A 19,288-nucleotide genomic window follows, 5' to 3' on the forward strand; every position below is an offset into this window, starting at 1 on the left:
GACCGGAACGCCGGATTTAACGTCGGCGTTTGGCCTCAAACACTCGAAAGCCCCGTTCGTGTGCCACTTGATTCACGTCGAAAGCGCCCGCTTTTAACACGCGCTGATAATCCAGAAAATCATTGGCGACCCACCACAGGCTGCCACCCGGTTTGAGCCATTCATGGCTGGCGGCAAAAAACCGTTCGCTGGGTTCGTAATGCGTGCGCAAGCCGGTGTGGAACGGCGGGTTGGTGATCAGATGATCAAAACGGTGCGGTGTTACATCGGCTAAACCGTCTGACCATTGCACATCGACGCGGTCAGCCAGACCAGCCTCTGTTAAGGTCCGCTTTGTGGAAGTGACCGCCAGCCAATCGATATCGACGGTGGTCAGTTTTGCGCTGTCATCGCGCAACAACAGCGCCAGACTAAGCACACCGGAACCGCAACCCAATTCCAGTAATTGTCCGTTCAATGCCGGCAGTTGAGCGAGCAATACCGCTGTGCCGGTGTCGAGTCGGTTCTGGCTGAACACGCCGGGCAGGGCGTGAATGCGATGCTGGTTCCAGTCGAACGACAACCAGTCTTGTGCGTCGGTTTTGGCATGTTCAAAGCGAACCTCGAACAGAACACAATGACGTGCGTTATCAACTTTTTCGCACTCGGCCCAGTCGTTCAAGCGCTTGGGCAGGCTTTTAATGCCGCCAAGATTTTCACCCACAATCCACAACCGTGCCTTGGGCGCCTGCTGTTGAACCTGATGCAGCCACCATTCGAGCCGGCCTTTGGCTTTGGGATAAAACACCACGATGTGTTCAGTGCCGTTGGGCCAGTCGGCATCCGGTGCCAGCCATTGTTCCTGGCGCGCCGCGTGCAGTGCCCGGTTGGACGTGATGCAATAATCGTTGGCTTTGATGATGGCGTTGGGTTCCGGCGGGTCCAGCCACAGCACCTGGGTGTCGGTTAATTCGGTGTGATGGCGTTCCAGCAGTTGCCAGCAGGGATGCATGGGATGTCACTTCGCAGGTAAAGGGGGGCGCAGTGTACCAGCGAGCCGAAAAAAAGCGGACACCGGGGAAGGTTGTCCGCATAAAAGGGGGAAAACCCCATTAGGGAGTCGTCACCATCACTGCTGCTGCTAAGTCCAACAGTCTTTTGACTATAGCAATGACGGAACAGACGGCTTACCGTCCAATGGACTAATGTCTTCTAATATCAAGTTTTTTAGCGCCATACCGACATAATAATTCAACAAAAGCGCTCACAGCGCCCATTGGCGCGGGTATGCCATACGATGACGGTTAAGACTGTTTTACTCTCAACAGCGGTATTGTTATTCCCTTCATTGAGCCTGGGCTACGGCGCTACGGGCCACGCCCGTCAGCAATTACGTTTGATCGCCATTCAATTAATTGAACCGCAATTAACGCCAACGGCCATGCAACTGAACTTGCCCGCGTTGCCGGTTACGGTGGTGGAGGGAGATCAACCGCGCTTGCAGGCGCAGTTGGATGTGTTGGTGGATGAAGGTGTTTTGTCGCGTGAAACAACGGTCTCGATGGAACGTATTCTGACGCAGAACGGCTGGACCACACGGCAATCGGCGGCGCATCACTACGATCGACCCTTGATGATTCGCCAAAGCCCGGTGCGTTTTGGCACCGCGCATTTGTTGCACACTGGCGAAATCTGGGTTCATAACTCAGCGGAAAATGCCACCGAGGCCGAGGTGCATTTTCAATGGTTTGCCAACGATCTGGCTGAATGGGTGTGGGCGCCGGCATTCGATCAGGATGCGCGTCTGGAACGCTTGAAGGCCAGTGCAGACGTGCCGCTGTCGGGTGTCGCGACGCTGGTCTGGCGCGATCAGCGCTGGCAATTATCCCACCTGGAAACCTATTCCAACTGATCGCTTTCGTTATGGCGTTACTGCAAGCGTTGCTGCAATTGACCAATGGCACATTGCAGGTGCGCCGGCAGTGGCCGGCTGGAAGTGTTATCCGGATTCAGCAACGCCTGAACCACCTGAGACAGAATTTGCGTCCAGTCGTCAGCAATGAAACAGGACTCCGGCAACTGGTGCAGTGAATCTATTAACAGACCTTTCAATTGTGGCAGTCGCTCTCGGGCGGCTTCATTGAACGACAGTTCGACAATCATATCGGCGACTTGCTGACGACGCAGAAAGACCAGAGAGGACGACAGGTCGGGCGTCAATTGTGCGGTTACTATCACTGGAGTGGCCTCATTCGGATCGCGCATACACGCTAGCGCCAGTCTTGGGCGGCACACAACGGATAAGTCTGGGGAGACATTGTGGATAAAGTGTCGGTAACCTGGGGTGAGCGGCTACTAACGGTAAGTTCCAATAAAATCGGGGCTTTGGATTTGTAGATCTTTGTAATGATAAGGCTTTGTTGTGTGTACTTTTGAGGAACAGTTATGTGCGCCGATGAGGAATATTCAGCTTCACGATAAGGCAAAATAACGCTGGGTGTTGAAACACTTTTGGGCTTTAAAAAATATCCGGCTTTAATCTCAAAGCGACCAATTAAATCCACTCTTTGAATTTCTGCCAGGAACTTTTCGTAAAGAACGCAGACTTATTTATGGACGAGTTCGCATTTTATCCCGTCTTATTGAATAAATTTGTTCGACTTTTTTATCGCGGTAATTTGCATCTTAGTAATCAACTGACTAAATTGTTTCACGGGTTTAATCGAATGCATTCGATAATTCCAACATAAGGAGAAAAGGATGGCAGCTGCCAAGAAAAAAACTGGTGCCAAGCGCGGACCCAAACCCGGTTCCAAGCGTACACCGAAGAAAACTGCGGCCAAGAAATCGACCGCCCGTAAATCCACTGCACGCAAGGCAAAAGCCACTGCGGCTGAACCCATTATGACGGCTGGCGTTGTTGCTGCCGCTCGTAAATTAGATAAAGCCGAAGCGGATGTTGTAAAAGCCGAAGCAAAACTGGCGGCCGCTGCGGCCAAGAAAATGACCGCACGCACCAAAGCTTCCTCGCTGAAAACACCGGCGTCCAAGCGTCAATTAGACACCGCAATGGGCCAGGAGAAATCGGCACGCGATGCCGTGGCCGCTGCCAAGCAAGCGGTTAAAGCCGCGAAATTCGACCAGAAAGTGGCCGAAATTGAAGCTCTGTCTGAAGAGTACAAAGCCAAGGTTGATCTGCGAGTAGCTGAGCAAGAACTCGATTTGACGACCAAGCTGGAACAGGATCTGGCTCAAGCCCTGGCCAAATTCGAAGCTCAATGGCGCGTTAACCGTAAGAAGAAAGATGTTAAGAAACTGAAAACCTTCCGCGCCAAAGAGGAAGCGAAAATCAAGGCCAACGCCCGCAAGATCAAGTCCAAGGTAAAGGCGTTGGAAAAGAAAGAAGCCAACAAGCAAAAACCGGGTCCGAAGAAAAAACGTGGACCGGGTCGGCCGCCGAAGAAGAAAGCCTGATCGTCGCGTTGCCGATTGTTAAAAAAGCCACCCCTGGGGTGGCTTTTTTTATGGCTTCAAGGCGGGTTGCGGATCAGGCTATGGTAAACTCAGCGCCCGCAAATTCAGCCCCAACGCTTTATTGGAATGAACCCTATGCTGCGAATATTGGCCATCGATACCACGGCGGATGTCTGTTCGCTGGCGCTGCTTGGGCCGGATACCGAGCTTCATATCCACGAACATCTGCCGCGTCAGCACGCCCGGCAATTGCTGCCACGGCTGGATGCGCTCTTTGTTGAAGCCGGCTGGTCCAAACGTTCTGTCGACACCGTTGTTTATGGCCGTGGCCCGGGTTCCTTCACCGGCATCCGTATTGCGGCTGGCATCGCTCAGGGCATTGCCTTGGGCGCTGATTGCCCGATTTTGCCCGTCAGTACGCTGGAAACACTGGCTTATGAATGCGCGGGTTCTGCTCAGGAATGTTGGGTGGCGTTGGATGCGCGCATGCAGGAACTCTATTTCGCACGCTATCAATTCGATGCCGAAGGTTTGCCGGTGTTGATTGGTGAAGAACAATTGCTGACGCCGGTGCAATTACCGGAGCCGGTACAGAAGGTTCAATTGGCCGGAAACGGCTGGTTGACCGATTACGGTTTTTCGCCAGCCTGGCAGGCCGTGCTGGCGCAGAATGCGCCGGAATTGACATTGCCCAGTGCGGCGGCGGCGGCGCGGTTGGCACAACAGCGCCTGGCACAGCATCCGGAGCTGGCACTTGCACCGGAAGCCGCCTTGCCGGTGTATCTGCGCGACAAAGTAACTTGGGACAACAAACCTAAGGTTGGTTCTTAATTCGACATCTGCGTCATTAATCTCGTTACCTGACAGAAGGACACCGCTGTGCTCAGTGAACTGCAAATCATCATCCTGGCCCTGGTTCAGGGGCTGACCGAATTCCTACCCATTTCCAGTTCCGCTCATTTAATTTTGCCCTCGCAACTGCTTGGCTGGCCCGACCAGGGCCTGGCGTTTGATGTGGCAGTGCATTGTGGGTCTTTGCTGGCGGTGATCGGTTATTTCCGTCGCGATGTCTGGGCCATGTTGACGGCCTGGTTGGGCAGTCTGGCGCGCCGGCCGCACGATGTCGCCAACAGTCGCCTGGCCTGGTGGGTCATTCTCGGCACCATTCCGGCCGGCCTGGCTGGTTTATTACTCGACAGTTGGGTTGAACTGCACCTGCGTTCCATGCTGGTGATTGCGCTGGCAACGTTGGTGTTTGGTGCGGCGCTGTGGTGGTCGGAACGCGGCGTTGCGAAGGTGCGTGATCTGTCGCAGTTGGGTGTTAAGTCCGTTTTGATTATCGGCCTTGCGCAGGCGGTTGCTTTGATTCCCGGCACATCGCGCAGCGGCATCACCATGACCGCTGCTTTGGCGCTCGGGTTCCAAAAATCCCAGGCGGCACGCTTCAGTTTCCTGTTGTCGATTCCGCTGATTGCTGCGGCCGGTTTACTGAAAGGTCTGGACCTGGCGCAATCGACAATGCCGGTTTACTGGAACGAAATCATCCTGGGCCTGGTGTTGTCGTTTGCCAGCGCCTACCTCTGCATTGCGCTGTTCTTGAAATGGATTGAGCGCATCGGGTTCCTGCCGTTTGTGCTGTATCGCTTTGCCTTGGGCACGCTGCTGTTGGTGATCTATTTCTGGAGCTGAACATGGCCGCCATCCCGGTGCTCGCCAGCGTAAGCGAGCGCCAGCAACTGCATCCGCAAACGCAACTGGCTTTGGCCGCTGCCGATGTTCGCTGGCTGGATGAAGTGCCGGACGGTTTGTATTTGCGGGTGGACGACGGAATGCTCGGTTTGGTCGATGCGCAGCAACCAAAGCAAACCCCGGTGATGGTTGATTTCACCGCCGGTAAAGCGCGCCATCGGCAACAGTTTGGCGGCGGCCGTTCGCAAGCCATTGCCAAAGCCGTCGGCTTGCACCAGCGCGCTCAGTTGACGGTCATCGATGCTACGGCAGGTTTAGGCCAGGACGCGTTTGTGCTGGCGAGTTTAGGTGCGCAGGTTCGTTTGTTGGAGCGTCATCCGTGGGTGCAATTGCTGTTGGGCGATGGCCTGGCACGCGCGCAGACGTTTGGCATAGAAGCCGCAACGCGCATGGAATTGTTAAGCCCGCAGAGCAGTCTGGCGTCCATCGAGCCGGCCGAGATCGTGTATCTGGACCCGATGTTTCCGGAAGGCCCGCGCAAAGCGGCGGTGAAAAAACCGATGGCGTTGTTTCAACAACTGGTGGGTGCCGATGACGACGCCGATGCCTTGTTGGCACCGGCGTTAGCGCAAGCGCAATTGCGAGTTGTGGTGAAGCGGCCGCGTCTGGCGCCAGTCTTGGCCGGTCAGGCGCCGACATACGCGCTGACCGGCAAGAGCAATCGCTTCGATATTTACGCCTTGCGTTCGATCAACGCCGGCTGATCAATCGTCTTGGTTTCACCCAGGCCAGTGACCTGCATGATGGTGTACAACACCTCAGCGGGCACAACCTGATCGGACGCGCGCACCACACGCGGCAGGCGGTCATCAAAGACGATGCAACTGTCGGCATTAACGCTGATCACGCCCTGTTGTTTGAGCGTTTGAATAAAATATTTGAACAAATCTTTGTCGAAGAATTCCGGCGCGTCCAAACCGTTCAGCACCGACAATCGCTGCGCCATCTGCTGCGATTGATTTTCCAGCTCCTTGGTCGATGCCTTGGCCGAACCCAGACGAATCAACACCGCCAACGTCAGCAAATAGCGTTCGAGCGTGGGCAGCATGATCGCCGCCAGCAATTCCAATTGCAGCCGGTTGGCCGAGCCCTGGTCGGCCGCGAACCAGCGCTCGCCATCACGGAAAATCAGTTGCTGTTCGGCCAGACAATTCAGCCAAAGCGGCACGCTGTCGGCCGCTGTTTCGGCGCTGATGTCGAGAAACAATTCGGTGCGCACGTACGGATAAATCAGTTTGACGCCTTCTTTCAGCACCGTCTCATCGATGCCTTGACCCTGACCGAGCAGCGCAGCAATCAACGCCGGCAGTGCGTACAGGTGCTGAATGTTGTTGCGGTAATAGGCCATCAGAACCGCGTTCTGGCTGTCGTAACCGTAAAGATCGCCCAGCTTTTGCGGAATGTGGCGCAAAGCGCCCATCGCCAGGGCGTAGTCGATCCAATCGTCGGCGTTGCCGTCGGGCAGGGTGATGTGCGCGCTGTACGGGTGTTGCTGTTGCAGCGTACCGAGCAGCGTTAATTGTTTGCGCAATAAAGCACCGTCGATGGCGCGGTGCGACGTTGCCAGCAACGTCAACGCCACCAGATTCACCGGGTTCAGCGCCGCCGCCTGGTTGATGCGAATGCACACCTGCCGTGCCAGGTTATCGACGAACGGCACCAGCCAACCGGGTTTGTCTTCGGCGCTGTATTGATGATTGCGCCAATCGGGGTTGTGTTGGTCGAGCAAATCGTTCAGCGCCATCGGCTGGCCGAAATTCAAATAAACGTGGCCGTAGTTTTTCAAACGGCGAACGGTTTTCACCAGATCGAACAGATTTTCCTTTTTCTTTTCCTTGCCGCGTAACTCGCCCAGATAGGAGCGCGACTCCAACACTTTTTCGTAGCCGATGTAGACCGGAATAAAGATAACCGGCCGCACGTTGTCGCGCAGATGGCTGCGCACCGTCATCGCCAAAGTGCCAGTCGCCGGATGACGCATCCGACCCGTGCGCGAACGCCCGCCTTCAATAAAGTATTCGACCGGATAGCCGCGCGAAAAAACGCTGTGCATGTATTCGTTGAACACGGCGGTGTAGAGCTTGTCGCCACCAAAACGGCGGCGAATGAAAAAGGCACCGCCGCGCCGCAAAATACTGCCCACCACGGGCATATTGAGGTTTTCACCCGCGGCGATGTGCGGCACGTTCAAACCCTGGTAATACAGCGAGTAACTGAGCAGCAGATAATCCATGTGGCTGCGATGGCAGGGCACATACACAATGGCGTGGTCACGCGCCAGTTCCCGCACCGGCTCAATGCCGCTCACTTCAACGCCGTTGTAAATCCGGTTCCACAGCCAGGACAAAATCAGGTCCAGAAAACGGATGACGTTGTACGAAACATCGGCGGCAATGTCGGTCGCGTGTTTGGCGGCGAGTTTTTGCGCTTTTTCCAGCGAGATGTTTTTCGAGGCCGCGTGTTGGGCAATGGCCTTGCGCACTGCTTCGGTGTTCAGCAACTGGCTGATCAACACCCGCCGGTGCGACAGATCCGGGCCGATAACGGCGGTGCGCACACGACGAAAATGAATGCGCAGCACCCGCGCCACTTTGCGCGCGGCGACGGTGGCTTCCGGTTCATCTTCCGCCAGGCGGCGCAGTGAAATCGGCTCGTTTAATTCAAAGAAGGTGTTGCGACCGTTGAACAAAATGGTCAGCAATTTTTGAAAGCGACCGATCAGATTCCAGTTTGAACTGAGCAGCGCCTTGACCAGACTGTTCGATTTACGCGGCCCGCGGCCCCAATACAGCGCCACCGGCACCAGCAAAATGTCTTCGTCTGGATGTTCGCTGAGATGGTTGAGCAACTGCGCCAGTACCGGCGTGATACCGCTGCGGCGACGGCGCAATACCGACGGCCGACCGTGCACGGCAATTAACGGACGGCGTTTTTCCAGGCCGTTCAACGTCAGCCGGTGGTTCAGCGTGGGCAGACCGAGCTTGCGACATTGGCGGTCCAGCACCAGGGCGTCAGCGGTGGATTGCTGTTCCAGTACATAGACGACGGTGCGGGCTTGTTTGAGCGGTTCCAGATCAATCTTGGCGGGTTTGTTGTCGATTCGGACCCACCAAAACAACAGTGTTTGGGCGAAGCGACTGAGCAGGTCGAACAGGGACCGCATGTGACTTGTCCTATGAATTGGCCGATGAAAGGCGCGAGTGTAACGGATTGCCGGTCGTTCAGCCCAGTGTCCGCTGCGTCTTTGTGCCAGGAATGCGGGTAGTTGATGGAGCGCGCCAGCGCATTGCGCCGAATGTGATCAACAGTGGGAAAAATGCAGTGATTGGTAGTGACGAGCAGTGACTAATAATGCGGTGGCGGCTTGTTGTCGATCTCAGCCGGCAGGGCTTCGCGCAGACTTTGCTGGTCAGCCAGCAGGCGTTGCAGTGCGCGTTCCAATCGTTCGATGCGGTCTTGCTGGGCGATAACAACCTGATCGAGCGCTTCGATGGTGTCATCCAGGTGAGTCAGGCGGGTTTCCAGGTCGATCAGGCGTTCGGTCTGGCTCATGTTCGGTGTCCAGGGCTGGTTTTTGCAGCGGTTTTTGGCATTATGGCGACCTTTACAGGGAGTTTATCTGTCATTTAAAGCATGGTTAACGACAGGATGTCCGGCCCGCCGGCGCTGCCAGCCAACCACCATAGCGGGCCACAGCATAGCGTATCTATAGACAGAGCGTCATAAAGACAACAACATCCGAGTGGACACTATGAAGTTGAAAGCGTTTTTTATTCGAACAGGGGTTTCCCTGCTGGTGGCTGTTCCTGGCCCCGTTATCATGGCGGCATCTTTGTCGCTGTCATCCGTACCCGAAACCTGGACTCTCGACGAACTCACCGATGCACGGGTTAACCCGGTCGAGTGGAGTGCCTACGTTCTCAGTGCTTTTGTCATCCTGATTTTGAGCACTTTGGCGCAGTATATCGCTCAGCCGATTCTTTCTGAGATCGATGTTGATACTCGTGAAGATGGCATTGTTAAATGGTTCAACGTCAGCAAGGGTTTTGGCTTTATTACCCGCGACAACGGCGAAGATGTGTTTGTGCATTTCCGTTCTATTCGCGGCCGTGGTCACCGCTCTTTGCAGGAAGGTCAACGCGTTAAATTTGGTGTTGTCGAAAGCACCAAAGGCCTGCAAGCGGAAGATGTCACTGTGGTGCGTCAACGTTAATCAGCGGTCGTTTTTGATCGCAATAAAAAGGCGAGCCTGGCTCGCCTTTTTTGTGTCTGTAATTTGAGGTTCGCGTTTCAAGCGCCTTCGGTATGCCATTTCAATTCCGATTGACGGCCGTCCGGTTGAATCGACAACCAGGCATCCGGGTCGGAACCTTCCTGCCAACCGCCGGCGGCGATGCGTGCTTCGCAATTGAAAAAGGCCGCGGCCGATTGCGCGCATTCCAGATCGTCACGCCAGGGCAGTTCGGTGTGGTTTAGCCACAGACTGGTAAAACCGTCGGCGACTTTTTCAACCACCAGCACCATAAAACGTTCACCTTCCCAGACGCCTTGAAACGGCCGTGAATTTTTCGGCATGCCGGAAACCCGCTTGCTGGGCGTCAGGTCATCCAGTTGATCGGCCAGCCAGGGTTCGAGCGCATCGACGCTGACGCCGCGCAAATAGATTTCGATATCAGGAGCGTGTTGATGAGTCACTAGCAGGTTCCAGAATAAACAACAAAACACGAAAGACGCTGAGCGCCAGATAGCCCACCAGCGCATAAAGCCCGCCGGCATAGATAAACACCAGACCGATCAACGAAATCACTTCCTGATTCAGACCGGGCGCCACCAGGGAATTGGTTAACACCACAATCATCATGCCGGCGCAGAAAATAAAACCGCCGGTGGTGAATTGTTTCAGTGAACGTCGGGGCGATTCGGTTTGGCGGCGTAACCAACCAACCAAAACAGTGCGAACGGTGGACAGACGAGACAGCATGGGCAATGACGCTGAAGGCATTTAACCGTATCATAGCGCGCTCCAAACCCGCTGCACAAAGGTTGTCCATGTCGTCCGCAACGCTCGCTCTGGCTAAAGCGCTGATCGCCCGCCCTTCCGTTACGCCCGATGATGCCGGTTGCCAGGCCTTGCTGGCCGAACGTCTTGCGGCGGTTGGTTTTCACAACGAAGCGCTGCGTTTTGATGACGTCGATAACCTCTGGTCGGTGCACGGCGAGGGCGGCCCGTTATTGGTGTTTGCCGGCCATACCGATGTGGTGCCGACGGGCGATGCCAAACAATGGCGCTTCCCGCCGTTCGAACCGACCGAAGCCGACGGCTACTTGTACGGTCGTGGCGCTGCCGATATGAAAGGCAGTTTGGCTGCCATGACAGTCGCCGCCGAACGCTTTGCGCAAAAACATCCGAATCATCCCGGCCGTCTGGCTTTTTTGATTACTTCCGATGAAGAAGGCGACGCCTACAACGGCACCACCCGCGTTGTCGATACGCTGGTTGAGCGCGGCGAGAAAATAGACTGGGCGGTGGTTGGTGAACCTTCCAGCACCCACACCGTTGGCGACGTTATTAAAAACGGCCGTCGCGGTTCCATGCTCGGTTATCTGACGGTTAAAGGCATTCAGGGGCATGTTGCTTATCCGCATCTGGCGAGTAATCCGGTGCATCGTGTTGCACCTGCCATTGCCGATTTGAGCACCGAAGTCTGGGACAACGGCAACGACTTTTTCCCGCCGACCAGTTTTCAGATTGCCAATTTCAATTCCGGCACCGGCGCTACCAATGTGATTCCCGGCGAAGCGCACATTGTCTTTAGTTTCCGTTTCAGCACCGAAGTGACCGCCGAACAATTGCAGCAACGCACCCGGGCGATGCTCGACAAACACGAGCTGGAATACGACCTGCGTTTTGAAGTAAAAGGCCAGCCGTTTTTGACCGAGCGCGGCGCGCTGGTGCAGGCGGCGACCCAGGCCGTGCAAGATGTGATGGGCTTTGAAACGGAATTATCGACCGCCGGCGGCACCTCCGACGGTCGCTTTATCGCGCCGACTGGCGCGCAAGTGGTCGAGCTTGGGCCGGTCAACGCCACCATTCACAAAGTCGATGAATGCGTTGCCGTGGCCGATCTTGAACAGTTAACCGAACTGTATCTGGCCGTCATGGAAAATCTGCTTATTTGAACTCCAGGCCCTTGAGCTGCAGGTTCAGCGCCCGGCCACTGATCTGCACTTCGTACAGGCTGAAGCAGAGCGAGGCCACTAACAGCAGCAGCGAGAGTGCAAAAAATCCGGTGCCAATGGTGGCCTGATTCAAAAACAAAAAGAACATCGCCAACACACAGCCAATAAACGCCAGAACACCCAGCACCTGCATGCGGCGAATCGCTTCGATACGGATTTTTAAATTTAAAATCTGATCGGTTAAATCGCTGTTCGGGTCGTCCTGGTTTTGCCGAATCAGCGTGCGAATTAATTGAGCGACCACCAAAAACCGATTGGTGTATGCCAACAGCAACAACGAAATGGCGGGAAAGAGTAAAGCGGGTGTGGTCAGGTTCATCAGCTTGCTACACTCCGGCGTTCAGCAAGGGGAGGAGGATGTTCATGTTAGCTAAATTGCTGGACTGGTTTGAAGCGCCCAAGGAAAAAACAGTCGAATTAACCGCCGACGAAGCCGCCACCGTTTTGATGGTGGAAATCATGTTGGCCGACCAAACGCAAGACGAACGCGAAGCCGCCTTAATTGCCGAACGCCTCGCCATCCGCACCGGAGATGACCTCGCCACCGCCAAAGCGCTGGTCAACAAAGCCCGGCAAATGCACAACGACAGCCCCGACCTGTACCCCTTCACCCGCGTCATTAACGACCAGTTCGACGAAGCGCAAAAATATCAGTTGGTGGTGGATTTGTGGCGAACCGCCCTCGCCGATAACAGCATCGATAAACTGGAAGAACACATGATCCGACGCATTGCCGATATGCTGTATTTACACCACAGCCATTTTATTCAGGCCAAACACGCCGCTCAGCAATAAACCCCTTCTTCGAATTCTTTTATCAAAAAACAAAACCATACGGCGATGCAGATGTTCGTCGGATTTTTGTCTGAAAAAATTCAAAAACCGCCAAAAAATTGGCGCGCATTACTACAGTTTTTCCAATCGGTGCCGATGTAAGTTCACAAAGATGGTCATCGCGTTGCAACCTTTGTGAACTCGGTCAATACTAGTGAGTAATTCGGGTTGCAAATAAAATGTTGCCTGCAACCGCTGTCGGATTGGAATGCGGATGTCTGACCGTGTTCCCCATCTGGTCGCACGGATTTTCTGGTTGGAGTTTTAAAGAAGTGAATCGTAGACAGTTCCTATTTCAGGCACTTTCGGTCTCTGCCATGGCCGCGGGAACCGGTTATGCAACGCTGGATATGATTCGTCGCTCATCGCCGGAATGGGCCATCAGCCAAGCGGAAAAAGCGCGCAAGGCGGCCGAAGATGCTTTGAAGTCTGGCCCGGTTTCCGATGAAGGTGCGTTAGCCAGTGCACCGCCGCAGCCGCCGGCCCAGCCGGTACAACCGCAACCGACTCAACCGACCGCACCCATTGAACCCGCACCGGCCACGCCGGCTTCCGATATTGCCCGGCAACGGACTCCGTTAGCCGACCCGGCAGCCGATGGCTGGCGTGAAACCTTCGCGCGTCAGCAAGCCTTGCAGCCTGAACTGCCACAAAAAGTGCCGCAAACTCCGCAAGCGCCAGTTGTCGCTCAGACCGAACCGACGCCAACACCAGCGCCAGCGATAACCCCAGCGCCGCAACCGTCGCCCCAGGACCGGCTCGACCGCCTGGCGCGTCAGGAAGCCGCGCAACAGTCGCTGACCGATAAGCCCATCGACAACGTATTGCCCACCGAACCGCTGGCCGTAAACGATTCATTGCTGGATGAAAGCCAGGCATCGACCGATGCGCCGGTGTACGTGGAAGAATCTCAGGATCAGGCTGAGAAAGTGCGGCAGAAAGTCGAGCACTTTGAATACGACTTTTCCGATGACGTTTTTGTCACCCAGGCCGATTTCCAGACATTGGTATCGGCGCTCGAACGCATCAACCGCGTTCAGGCGTATGTCGGGCATGGCAACTTCAACATCATCGCCTTTGACGACATGGTTCGTTACGCCCGTTACCAGCCGCGCATTGGCGAGTTCACACCGCGTGAGTTGGATTATCTGGAACAGTTGTTTTACGACGATGTTCGCGACCTGGGCTTTTTCGGCGAGCGTGTTATCAGTCGGCTCGATCACCGGCTGAACGCCAACGACATTCAGAAGATTCAAGGCACCGGCCATTTCCTGTTGCGCGGGCAATCGGAAAGTTTCTACAACCAGTTGCGCGCCCAGGTGGGCGACTCGCTGATTCTGACCAGCGGCGTGCGCGGCGTGGTTAAGCAATACCACCTGTTTATGGCGAAAGTCGTGCAGGCTGAAGGCAATATCTCGCGCGCTTCCCGCTCACTGGCACCGCCGGGGCATTCCTACCACGCCATTGGCGATTTCGACGTTGGCCGTGTGGGTGGCGGGTTGAGCAACTTCACGTCCGACTTCGCCGAAACCGACGAATACAAACGTCTGCGCGATCTGGGTTTTGTGCACATCCGCTACACGCAAGACAACGAATTCGGCGTGCGTTTTGAGCCATGGCATATTCGGGTCGTCTAGTGACGACCCGGGGAGACGCTTGACGCTTAACGGGAGACGCTAATTAGCGGACACCTATTCAGCGTCTCACGTCTGGGCGGCATTCCGCTCCCGTTCAGCGTCTAGCTTTCTTCACCGCCTCTGCAATCAAGAACGCCAACTCCAACGCCTGATCGGCATTCAACCTTGGGTCGCAATGGCTGTGGTAGCGTTCGGCCAGGTCGTGTTCGGTGATCTGGAAGGCGCCGCCGATGCATTCGGTGACGTTGCGGCCGGTCATTTCGAAATGCACACCGCCGGCGTGGGTGCCTTCGGCGCTGTGAATCTGAAAGAAATCCTTCACTTCCGAGAGAATCGAATCGACGGCGCGGGTTTTGTAACCGGTGTCGGTTTTGATGGTGTTGCCGTGCATCGGATCGGAACTCCACACCACCTGTTTGCCTTCGGCTTTAACGCGACGCAGCAGCGCCGGGAAATGTTCGGCAATTTTGTCGGCGCCCATGCGCACAATCAGGTTCAGGCGGCCCGGTTCGTTGTCCGGGTTGAGAATGTCGATCAGGCGGATCAGTTCGTCCGGGTCGGTGCTCGGGCCGGTTTTCAAACCCAGCGGGTTGTGAATGCCACGGCAGAATTCAACGTGCGCGCTGTCGAGCTGGCGCGTGCGATCACCGATCCACACCATGTGTGCGGCGCAGTCGTACCAGTTGCCGGTCAGGCTGTCGCGGCGTGTCAGTGCCTGTTCGTAGGGCAGCAACAGCGCTTCGTGCGAGGTGAAAAACTGGGTTTCGCGAATCTGCGGCGTGTTGTCGGGTGAAATACCGCAGGCGCTCATAAAGGCCAGCGTTTCGTCGATCATGTCGGCCAGGTGCTGGTAGCGCTCGCCTTGCGGGCTTTTCTCGATAAAACCCAGGTTCCACTGATGCACCTTGTGCAAATCCGCCAGGCCGCCTTGGGCAAAGGCGCGCAACAAATTCAGCGTTGATGACGACTGGTGATAGGCCTTCAACATGCGTTGCGGATCGGGCGTGCGGGACGCTGCATCGAAATCGATGCCGTTGATGATGTCGCCACGGTACGCCGGCAGCGTCACACCGTTCTGGGTTTCGTCGTCGGCTGAGCGCGGCTTGGCGAACTGGCCGGCCATACGGCCGATTTTCACCACCGGGCTTTGGCCGGCAAACGTCAGCACAACCGCCATTTGCAGCAGCACCATAAAGGTGTCGCGAATGTGGTTGGTATTGAACTCTTTGAAGCTCTCGGCGCAGTCGCCGCCTTGCAGCAAAAACGCTTCGCCGCGTGCGACTTTCGCCAGTTGCGCTTTCAGCGCTCTGGCTTCGCCGGCAAACACCAGCGGCGGTTGGTCGGCGAGTTCGCGTTCCACGGCGGCCAGGGCGTCCTGGTCGGGGTAGGTGGGCATCTGGCGGATGGTTTTTCCGCGCCAGGATTCGGGAGTCCAGGCTGACATGGTGTTACCTAAATCGGGGGTTAACAGAAGGCGGTATTCTGCCTTATTGAAGGCAGGCGTGCATTTTATGCACTGCATTGCCGAAATCTATTGCGGATTCGGCAATGCAGGTTTTCAAAGTTCAGTGCGTCTGAATCTGCCCCGCCAAAAATTGCAGCGGATGGCGCAACTGAACGCCTTGCAGGCGGTCCACCTGAGAGCGGCACGAATAGCCGGTGGCGACCAGCGCTTCGCTCGGTTCGCTGTCGATCACTGCCCGCCACGATAAATCGTAGATGCGCGCCGAGGTGTCGCGGTTGCGCGCTTCGTGGCCGTAAGTACCGGCCATGCCGCAGCAGCCGACATTTTTCAGCGTCAGTTCCTGGCCGAGTGCCGCGAAAACTGTTTGCCAATCGGCCATGCTGGCGGCGGCGTTGGTTTTTTCGGTGCAGTGGCCGAGCAACTGAACCCGGCCGGGGCGGAATTGTTCGCTCACGGCCTGCAACTGATCGAGCCGTTGGCCGAGAAATTCCTGCAACAGCCAAACGTCGGGAACCTCGCCTTCGAGGTACTTTTTATATTCGCTGCGGTACGCCAGCGTCATCGAGGGGTCGATGCCGACTAACGGAATGCCGGCTTGCGCCAGGGCGTTGAAATCGCGTTGGCGGCGTTGGGCAACGCGGGTGAAGGCTTTCAGGAAACCGTGCACGTGCAGCGGTTTGCCGTTGGCGCGGTAGGGCATTACCCAAACGCGGAAACCGAGCTTTTGCAGCAACGCCAGAATGTCGCCAACGACATCGGTGTCGAAAAAGCTGGTGAAGGCGTCTTGCACAATCACCACCGAGCGGGCTTTTTCGTCGGCCGATAACCGCGCCAGCCGCGCTGGCGTTGCCCAACCGATGCCGTGTTTGCGCATCAGGTCGCTTAAATGGCGGCGGTGAATGAGCGGGCTATCAACCATGCCAGCGCCGCGCTTGAGCAACCAGGCGAAGGGTTTTGCGCGCATCAGGCCGTTGTAGATCCATTTGAACGGCGCACGCGCCAGCAGCGGAATCACAAATTCCAGCGTGCCGATGAAATAGTCTTTCAGCGGGCGCAGATAACGGCCGTGGTACAGGTGCAAAAACTTGGCGCGGAATTCCGGCACATCAACTTTGATCGGGCATTGGCCGCTGCACGATTTACAGGCCAGGCAACCGGCCATCGAATCGTAGACTTCCTGGCTGAAATCGTAGTCGCCGCGTTTCAGCGCCAGGCTGTTTTTCAGCCGCGTCGGGAATTGCCGCCAGCCGGAACCTTGCAGTTGGGCAGTGGCGACATCGAAGGTGTTAACGCCTTGCTCGCCCAGCGCCCGAAGCCACTCGCGCAACAAAGACGCCCGGCCCTTGGGCGACTGGCGGCGGTCGCGGGTGCCTTTCCACGACGGGCACATGGCGTCGTTCGGGTCGTAGTTGTAGCAGGCGCCGTTGCCGTTGCAGTAAACGGCTTCTTTCTGGTGCTGCCAACTGGCGACGGGAATGGTGCGGTCGAGTTCGCCGCGGGTGGTGACCGCGTCGATAATCGTCAGCGGCTGGCTGGTGTCGGCGGTGGCAATTTTGCCGGGGTTCAGTTGGTTGTGCGGGTCGAAGGCGCGTTTAATCGCTTGCAATTCCGGGTACAGATCGCCAAAGAAACTCGGCGCGAATTCCGAGCGCACGCCCTTGCCGTGTTCGCCCCACAACAGGCCGCCGTATTGCTGAACCAGCTTCACCACTTCGTCGGTGATCAGGCGCACCCGCGCCAGCGAGGCTTCGTCTTTCATATCCAGCGCCGGCCGCACGTGCAGCACGCCGGCATCGACGTGGCCGAACATGCCGTAGGTCAGGCCTTCGCGGTCGAGTACGGCGCGAAAATCCATAATAAAGTCGGCCAGGTTTTCCGGCGGCACGGCGGTGTCTTCAACAAAGGGCACTGGCCGGGCTTCGCCCTGGGCATTGCCGAGCAAACCCACGGCGCGTTTGCGCATACCCCAAATGCGGCCCACCGCTGCGGCGCCACGCGCTACCGTGTAACCGTTGCATTGGCCGGGCTGGCCGGCGAGGGTGTCGAGCCGGTCGGTCAGGCGTTTGAGACCTGCTTCGAGTTCGGTTTCATCGTCGGCGGTGTATTCCACCAGATTGATGCCTTCGATGATTTCGCCGTCGGCAGCCGGGAAAAACTCGGCAACGCCGTTCCAGCTGATGTCGTTTTTTGCCAGGCCCAGCACTTTGCTGTCGACGGTTTCAATCGAAGTCGGTTGCGCCTGCATTAAGGTTTGCGCATCGCGCAGCGAGGTTTCAAACGAGTCGTAACGCACGTTCACCAGCGCCGAGAATTTGGGAATGCGCAGCACGTTCAGTTTGGCTTCGACAATAAAACCCAGCGTGCCTTCACTGCCGCACAGAATGTTGTTCAGGTCGAACTGGCCGGCGTCGTTGCGGATGTGCGCCAGGTCATAGCCGGTGAGGCAGCGGTTCAGTTTGGGAAAGCGGGCGTCGATGTCGGCATGGCGGCGAATCTGAACGTCGTCCACGGTGCGGTGAATGGCACCGATTAGGCCCGGTGCGTCTTTCAATTCGGCCAGTTGCGCCTCGCTGAGCGGGCCGCTGTCGAGGCGGGTTCCGTCGAGCAAAACGGTGCTTAACGCCAATACATGATCGCGGGTTTTGCCGTACATCACCGAACCCTGGCCGGAGGCGTCGGTGTTGATCATGCCGCCAATGGTGGCGCGGTTGCTGGTGGACAGTTCTGGCGCAAAAAAGTAGCCGTGTTCTTTGAGTGCCGCATTGAGCTGGTCTTTCACCACACCGGCTTCCACCCGCGCCCAGCCTTCTTCGGCGTTGATTTCCAGAATGCGGTTCAGGTGGCGCGACAGGTCTACCACGATGCCGTCGGTCAGCGATTGGCCGTTGGTGCCGGTGCCGCCGCCGCGTGGGCTGAGCACGATGTCGTGCCATTGGGTTTGGCTGGCGAGTGCGGTGGCGCGCTGAACGTCTTGGGCGTGCTTGGGAAAAATGACCGCCTGCGGCAACACCTGATAGATGGAATTGTCGGTCGCCAGCACAGTGCGGTTGGCGTAATCCGGGGCGAGTTCGCCTTCAAAACCGGCGGCGTTGAGCGCGTCCAGGTAATCCAGATAGTGGCGTTGAACCGGGGTGACTTCAGCAATACGAGGGATCATCGACTTCGGCACGTTCGCAAGGACGGCCGGTATTCTAACCAATTGCCGACTGATTACGAGTTGGCCGGCGCGCGTGAACGCACCGGCCCAGGGCGTTTAAGCGCGGGTAACGGGTGCGCGTGGCCCCAGCGGCAGTTTGGAAATGCCATCGGCCGGGCGCTTGCGTTGGTCGGCGGCTGGGTCCTGGTGCCAGGCGCGCAGTTTGAGCAGCGCCCGCAAAACGTCGGTCCGGGTGATTTCGCCGACGATGCGTTTGTGGTCCACCACCGGGTATTTTTTGGGTTTGTTGCCGGTCATGGTTTGCGCCAGATCGACAATGCTCAGATCGGCACTCACCGTCAACACATCGCGGCGCATTACATCGGCCACGTGGGCGGAATCTTCGCGGTAGTAGCTGTCGGTCAGCAGGTGTTTCAGGCAATCCTGCTCGGAAATGTAGCCGACCAGTTGACCACCGGCATCGACCACCGGGCTGCCCAGCAAGCGGTGCTTGAGCAGGGTTTGCACCGCTTCGGTTACCGTTGCGGTGTCGGCAATGGTGACGCGGGCGGGGGTCATGCAGTCGGCAACGGTGAGGGGTTCGGGTGTCATGGTGGCGTCCTCTTGGCTGGGTTGGTCAAGCAAAGACGCCCTCAGGGTAGCCAAGGCGGGAATGGCTGGCAAACCGACTGGCGGTCCTTTACTTCGGCAATTTTTTTTCAATATTTCTAACGGAAGGCCAAAAATCCTACGAACGGTAAAACGATTCTTCAA

19 protein-coding genes are annotated in these 19,288 nt (G+C 56.7%); 9 read left to right on the forward strand and 10 right to left on the reverse strand.

The genetic code is table 11. The features are described from left to right. Positions 1–16: 16 nt before the first annotated feature. On the reverse strand, positions 17–991 hold the full coding sequence (locus tag DW349_RS07120; protein ID WP_108124624.1) for a class I SAM-dependent methyltransferase: 975 nt from the start codon (positions 989–991) through the stop codon (positions 17–19). Between the two features lie 285 nt (positions 992–1,276). On the opposite strand from DW349_RS07120, the gene DW349_RS07125 reads away from it, so the two are divergent. Beyond that, the gene (locus DW349_RS07125) at positions 1,277–1,891 is read left to right on the forward strand and encodes a hypothetical protein (RefSeq protein WP_157954265.1); all 615 of its coding nucleotides are present in this window, start codon (positions 1,277–1,279) and stop codon (positions 1,889–1,891) included. Between the two features lie 17 nt (positions 1,892–1,908). On the opposite strand, the gene DW349_RS07130 is transcribed toward DW349_RS07125, so the two are convergent. Then, positions 1,909–2,217, reverse strand: coding sequence for a hypothetical protein (locus DW349_RS07130; protein WP_108124622.1), 309 nt, complete (start codon positions 2,215–2,217; stop codon positions 1,909–1,911). Between the two features lie 522 nt (positions 2,218–2,739). Here DW349_RS07130 and DW349_RS07135 point away from each other — a divergent pair. The 4 genes from DW349_RS07135 (at position 2,740) to DW349_RS07150 (ending at position 5,906) form a co-directional block, all read left to right on the forward strand. Next, positions 2,740–3,453, forward strand: coding sequence for a hypothetical protein (locus tag DW349_RS07135; protein WP_108124621.1), 714 nt, complete (start codon positions 2,740–2,742; stop codon positions 3,451–3,453). A 135-nt stretch (positions 3,454–3,588) separates the two neighbouring features. After that, positions 3,589–4,284 (forward strand): tRNA (adenosine(37)-N6)-threonylcarbamoyltransferase complex dimerization subunit type 1 TsaB, encoded by a 696-nt coding sequence (tsaB, locus tag DW349_RS07140; RefSeq protein ID WP_157954264.1) that lies wholly within the window; start codon positions 3,589–3,591, stop codon positions 4,282–4,284. 48 nt (positions 4,285–4,332) lie between these two features. Further along, the gene (locus DW349_RS07145; RefSeq protein ID WP_108124619.1) at positions 4,333–5,142 is read left to right on the forward strand and encodes an undecaprenyl-diphosphate phosphatase; all 810 of its coding nucleotides are present in this window, start codon (positions 4,333–4,335) and stop codon (positions 5,140–5,142) included. A gap of 2 nt (positions 5,143–5,144) precedes the next feature. Beyond that, positions 5,145–5,906 carry a class I SAM-dependent methyltransferase gene (locus DW349_RS07150; protein ID WP_108124618.1) on the forward strand — a complete coding sequence of 254 codons (762 nt, stop codon included), beginning with the start codon at positions 5,145–5,147 and terminating at the stop codon, positions 5,904–5,906. On the opposite strand, the gene plsB is transcribed toward DW349_RS07150, so the two are convergent. Further along, a complete protein-coding gene (plsB, locus tag DW349_RS07155) occupies positions 5,876–8,365 on the reverse strand; it encodes a glycerol-3-phosphate 1-O-acyltransferase PlsB (protein ID WP_108124617.1) in 2,490 nt (829 codons plus the stop codon). The genes DW349_RS07150 and plsB overlap by 31 nt on opposite strands. Positions 8,366–8,547: 182 nt before the next feature. Next, the gene (locus DW349_RS07160; RefSeq protein ID WP_108124616.1) at positions 8,548–8,754 is read right to left on the reverse strand and encodes a SlyX family protein; all 207 of its coding nucleotides are present in this window, start codon (positions 8,752–8,754) and stop codon (positions 8,548–8,550) included. Positions 8,755–9,022: 268 nt separating this feature from the next. On the opposite strand from DW349_RS07160, the gene DW349_RS17615 reads away from it, so the two are divergent. Further along, a complete protein-coding gene (locus DW349_RS17615) occupies positions 9,023–9,415 on the forward strand; it encodes a cold-shock protein (protein ID WP_108124869.1) in 393 nt (130 codons plus the stop codon). A gap of 77 nt (positions 9,416–9,492) precedes the next feature. On the opposite strand, the gene DW349_RS07170 is transcribed toward DW349_RS17615, so the two are convergent. Together DW349_RS07170 and DW349_RS07175 are read right to left on the reverse strand one after the other, a co-directional pair. Then, entirely contained in the window at positions 9,493–9,897 is a 405-nt protein-coding gene (locus DW349_RS07170) for a hypothetical protein (RefSeq protein ID WP_108124615.1), read from the reverse strand. Further along, entirely contained in the window at positions 9,875–10,183 is a 309-nt protein-coding gene (locus tag DW349_RS07175; RefSeq protein ID WP_108124614.1) for a hypothetical protein, read from the reverse strand. Before DW349_RS07175 ends, DW349_RS07170 begins: the two co-directional genes overlap by 23 nt. A 68-nt stretch (positions 10,184–10,251) precedes the next feature. On the opposite strand from DW349_RS07175, the gene dapE reads away from it, so the two are divergent. Further along, positions 10,252–11,382, forward strand: a complete 1,131-nt coding sequence (gene dapE / locus DW349_RS07180; protein ID WP_108124613.1) for a succinyl-diaminopimelate desuccinylase — start codon at positions 10,252–10,254, stop codon at positions 11,380–11,382. On the opposite strand, the gene DW349_RS07185 is transcribed toward dapE, so the two are convergent. After that, on the reverse strand, positions 11,375–11,761 hold the full coding sequence (locus DW349_RS07185) for a DUF2721 domain-containing protein (RefSeq protein WP_108124612.1): 387 nt from the start codon (positions 11,759–11,761) through the stop codon (positions 11,375–11,377). The two genes, dapE and DW349_RS07185, sit on opposite strands and share 8 nt — an antisense overlap. Positions 11,762–11,805: 44 nt before the next feature. On the opposite strand from DW349_RS07185, the gene DW349_RS07190 reads away from it, so the two are divergent. Together DW349_RS07190 and DW349_RS07195 are read left to right on the forward strand one after the other, a co-directional pair. Then, positions 11,806–12,237 (forward strand): tellurite resistance TerB family protein, encoded by a 432-nt coding sequence (locus tag DW349_RS07190; RefSeq protein ID WP_157954263.1) that lies wholly within the window; start codon positions 11,806–11,808, stop codon positions 12,235–12,237. Positions 12,238–12,593: 356 nt separating this feature from the next. Continuing rightward, a complete protein-coding gene (locus DW349_RS07195; protein ID WP_157954262.1) occupies positions 12,594–13,913 on the forward strand; it encodes a M15 family metallopeptidase in 1,320 nt (439 codons plus the stop codon). A gap of 94 nt (positions 13,914–14,007) precedes the next feature. Here the strand turns inward: DW349_RS07195 and DW349_RS07200 are convergent, their stop codons facing one another. The 3 genes from DW349_RS07200 to DW349_RS07210 all read right to left on the reverse strand — a co-directional run bounded on the left by DW349_RS07200 (position 14,008) and on the right by DW349_RS07210 (position 19,126). Then, complete coding sequence (locus DW349_RS07200) at positions 14,008–15,357, reverse strand: class II 3-deoxy-7-phosphoheptulonate synthase (protein ID WP_108124610.1); 1,350 nt, start codon at positions 15,355–15,357, stop codon at positions 14,008–14,010. Between the two features lie 121 nt (positions 15,358–15,478). Next, complete coding sequence (ydiJ, locus tag DW349_RS07205) at positions 15,479–18,535, reverse strand: D-2-hydroxyglutarate dehydrogenase YdiJ (RefSeq protein WP_108124609.1); 3,057 nt, start codon at positions 18,533–18,535, stop codon at positions 15,479–15,481. A 96-nt stretch (positions 18,536–18,631) separates the two neighbouring features. Further along, positions 18,632–19,126, reverse strand: a complete 495-nt coding sequence (locus DW349_RS07210) for a CBS domain-containing protein (protein ID WP_162824623.1) — start codon at positions 19,124–19,126, stop codon at positions 18,632–18,634. Between the last annotated feature and the right edge of the window lie 162 nt (positions 19,127–19,288).

The sequence above is a fragment of the Saccharospirillum mangrovi genome (assembly GCF_003367315.1).
Taxonomy (GTDB): Bacteria; Pseudomonadota; Gammaproteobacteria; order Pseudomonadales; family Natronospirillaceae; genus Saccharospirillum; species Saccharospirillum mangrovi.

Excerpts from the sequence above, each read along its gene's own strand:
- DW349_RS17615 (WP_108124869.1), top strand. The coding sequence starts at position 9,023 with ATGGCGGCATCTTTGTCGCTGTCATCCGTACCCGAAACCTGGACTCTC.
- dapE (WP_108124613.1), top strand. The coding sequence starts at position 10,252 with ATGTCGTCCGCAACGCTCGCTCTGGCTAAAGCGCTGATCGCCCGCCCT.
- DW349_RS07210 (WP_162824623.1), bottom strand. The coding sequence starts at position 19,126 with ATGACACCCGAACCCCTCACCGTTGCCGACTGCATGACCCCCGCCCGC.
- DW349_RS07185 (WP_108124612.1), bottom strand. The coding sequence starts at position 11,761 with ATGAACCTGACCACACCCGCTTTACTCTTTCCCGCCATTTCGTTGTTG.
- DW349_RS07135 (WP_108124621.1), top strand. The coding sequence starts at position 2,740 with ATGGCAGCTGCCAAGAAAAAAACTGGTGCCAAGCGCGGACCCAAACCC.
- DW349_RS07175 (WP_108124614.1), bottom strand. The coding sequence starts at position 10,183 with ATGCTGTCTCGTCTGTCCACCGTTCGCACTGTTTTGGTTGGTTGGTTA.
- plsB (WP_108124617.1), bottom strand. The coding sequence starts at position 8,365 with ATGCGGTCCCTGTTCGACCTGCTCAGTCGCTTCGCCCAAACACTGTTG.
- DW349_RS07120 (WP_108124624.1), bottom strand. The coding sequence starts at position 991 with ATGCATCCCTGCTGGCAACTGCTGGAACGCCATCACACCGAATTAACC.
- tsaB (WP_157954264.1), top strand. The coding sequence starts at position 3,589 with ATGCTGCGAATATTGGCCATCGATACCACGGCGGATGTCTGTTCGCTG.
- DW349_RS07125 (WP_157954265.1), top strand. The coding sequence starts at position 1,277 with ATGACGGTTAAGACTGTTTTACTCTCAACAGCGGTATTGTTATTCCCT.
- DW349_RS07150 (WP_108124618.1), top strand. The coding sequence starts at position 5,145 with ATGGCCGCCATCCCGGTGCTCGCCAGCGTAAGCGAGCGCCAGCAACTG.
- ydiJ (WP_108124609.1), bottom strand. The coding sequence starts at position 18,535 with ATGATCCCTCGTATTGCTGAAGTCACCCCGGTTCAACGCCACTATCTG.
- DW349_RS07195 (WP_157954262.1), top strand. The coding sequence starts at position 12,594 with ATGGCCGCGGGAACCGGTTATGCAACGCTGGATATGATTCGTCGCTCA.
- DW349_RS07160 (WP_108124616.1), bottom strand. The coding sequence starts at position 8,754 with ATGAGCCAGACCGAACGCCTGATCGACCTGGAAACCCGCCTGACTCAC.
- DW349_RS07200 (WP_108124610.1), bottom strand. The coding sequence starts at position 15,357 with ATGTCAGCCTGGACTCCCGAATCCTGGCGCGGAAAAACCATCCGCCAG.
- DW349_RS07190 (WP_157954263.1), top strand. The coding sequence starts at position 11,806 with ATGTTAGCTAAATTGCTGGACTGGTTTGAAGCGCCCAAGGAAAAAACA.